Annotated in this window: 3 protein-coding genes and 1 pseudogene; all 4 read right to left on the reverse strand. The window is 62.1% G+C overall.

The genetic code is table 11. From position 1 onward, the window contains the following. Positions 1-279: pseudogene (locus tag EN925_RS33700) on the reverse strand (DUF3618 domain-containing protein); the annotation flags it as partial. Beyond that, on the reverse strand, positions 276-668 hold the full coding sequence (locus EN925_RS33705) for a phage holin family protein (protein ID WP_013525134.1): 393 nt from the start codon (positions 666-668) through the stop codon (positions 276-278). The gene EN925_RS33705 and the pseudogene EN925_RS33700, both read right to left, overlap by 4 nt. Then, complete coding sequence (locus EN925_RS33710) at positions 665-1273, reverse strand: hypothetical protein (RefSeq protein ID WP_127368832.1); 609 nt, start codon at positions 1271-1273, stop codon at positions 665-667. Before EN925_RS33710 ends, EN925_RS33705 begins: the two co-directional genes overlap by 4 nt. A 318-nt stretch (positions 1274-1591) precedes the next feature. Next, on the reverse strand, positions 1592-1966 hold a 375-nt coding region (locus EN925_RS33715), incomplete at its 5' end, for a manganese catalase family protein (RefSeq protein ID WP_206633082.1).

Consider the following 1966-nt stretch of genomic DNA (forward strand, 5'->3'; position numbering starts at 1 on the left):
GTAGCCAGCCGAACCGCGGGCGGTGTCTGCGGTACCACTGCCGAACATCAGCCAAGCCAGACCCGCGCCCACCATAGTGACCGGCAAAGGGTTGTCTCGGACCTGCGTTCTGAGGTTGGCGAGCATGGCCGAACTCTCCCCTCCCGAGAACAGCCCGGTGAACTCATCCAGCAATTGTCCCGGCGTCATCCTGCCTCGAATGGATTCGGCGGTCTCCATCACCCGCGCACGGGCTGCCTCGGCCTCGCGTTCAAGTTCGGCTGCGGATTTCTCAGTCATCTCACTTGTTCCTTGATCACGCTCGCGTCGCGCTTGAGCTGTTCCTGGGTGCGGTCGGGGGTAAGTTCCGAAGGCGCCATGCTGGCCGTCCCGGTCCGCAGCAGGATAATGCCGAGGGCCGCCACGACCACGCCGACCAGCAGGGAAGACCACCCCGCGCCAAGTCCTGCCCGCGTCAGTGCAATAACGAGTGCCTGCAGCAACACCATTAGCGCGGCGAGCAAGCAGATCGCGCCGCCCAGCACTTCCGCGGCACCTGCTCCGGCTTTGGCAAGCTTTTCAGAAAGCTCGGCCCGAAACAGCCTGGCCTCGGTTTGCACCAAAGTGGTGACATTCTGGGCCAAGTCGGTGATCAGCCCGGCAAGGCTTGGGTTGTCCTGGGTGTTCATCTGTCCTGCTCCGCGCTCTGCATGGCCCCATCATCGCCGACGACGCCCGAATCCTGCGACCGATCAGCGGACCAACCCTGTGCCTGATCGGTGTGGGATTTGAGGTCTCCCGGCGCATCCTGAAATTCTCGACCCGCCGGCGGCGAGGCCTTGATGAACCGCCCGAGAGCCAATCCGGCCAATACCGATCCGGCAAGCAGGACACCGGGATTTTGCCGGCCAAAGGACTGCACGTCCTCCAGGACCTGGCCGAACGGCTTCTGTTTCAATGACGATGAAAGCCGCTCCAAGCCACCGGCAGCATCCAATGCGAACTTCGATGCGTTCCTTTCATCGTTGTTGGCCAGGTGATCACTGGCCGCGCGCAGTGCGCCGCCCAGCGCCGCCAGGCTCGATCCGATGTCGCGCTGCGCTTCCTGCGCCTTGTCGGAGATGACCTCCCTGGCTTCAGATGCATAGTCGCCAGCCTTGCGGGTCACCGTATCACGCGCGTCGTGAAGCAACTCGCTGGCACGCTCATTTTCCTGGCGAAGCCTTTCGGAAACGTCGCTTTTCGCCTTGTCGAAATCGGTGGGCTGTCCGCCCTGATCGTTTTCATGCTGCATGGGGCCACCTAGTGAAGACCGAGGAAGGAGAGGACCGCCAGCACGACAACGATAACGCCGATAAGATAGATGACACTGTTCATGTGCACGTCCTCCGTGGCTGTCCAACTTCGCGGAGCCGGCGATGTTCCCTAGGTGAAGCATTTATGTCGAAGCGGAAATGGAGAGCTTCGTCAGGCACGCACCAGTCACCAATGGGTCGCACTATCCCTCGTGCGGAGCGCCAGTTGCTCGGTACCACCGGGTGCGCCCGACTCCGCAGGAGCCGCTAGTAGGAGACAGCCGAGTGCCGGCTCCCTCCGGCATTGCTATCTTTGCCTATTCGGCTGCCCGCCTGTCGATCATCTGCTCGCTCTGGGCGCCGGAACTTGGCCGAGGCGGCGACAGCATGGGCTCCTCGCCCATTGGCGAACCGGCGACCAGGGAGAACTCGCCCTTGCCGTCCATCGACGGTCCTTCGCTCCAACGTCCCTGCGCTGGTTCGACACCTTCGACGAAGCAATTGATGAAGGCATAGGATACGTCCTGATGCTCCTTTTCCTGCGGGAAGGAGTTGGGGACCGGCAGAGACGCGTTCAGTCCGCCCATATCTTCGATTGCCGCGAGCCACTGCTGTTGGTGCATGGTGTCGCGCGCAATAAGGAAGGACAGCATGTCCTTCATGCCGGGATCGCTGGTCATGTTGTACAGGCG

Source organism: Mesorhizobium sp. M7A.F.Ca.US.006.04.2.1 (assembly GCF_004022915.1).
Classification (GTDB): domain Bacteria; phylum Pseudomonadota; class Alphaproteobacteria; order Rhizobiales; family Rhizobiaceae; genus Mesorhizobium; species Mesorhizobium ciceri.

Excerpts from the sequence above, each read along its gene's own strand:
- EN925_RS33705 (WP_013525134.1), bottom strand. The coding sequence starts at position 668 with ATGAACACCCAGGACAACCCAAGCCTTGCCGGGCTGATCACCGACTTG.
- EN925_RS33710 (WP_127368832.1), bottom strand. The coding sequence starts at position 1,273 with ATGCAGCATGAAAACGATCAGGGCGGACAGCCCACCGATTTCGACAAG.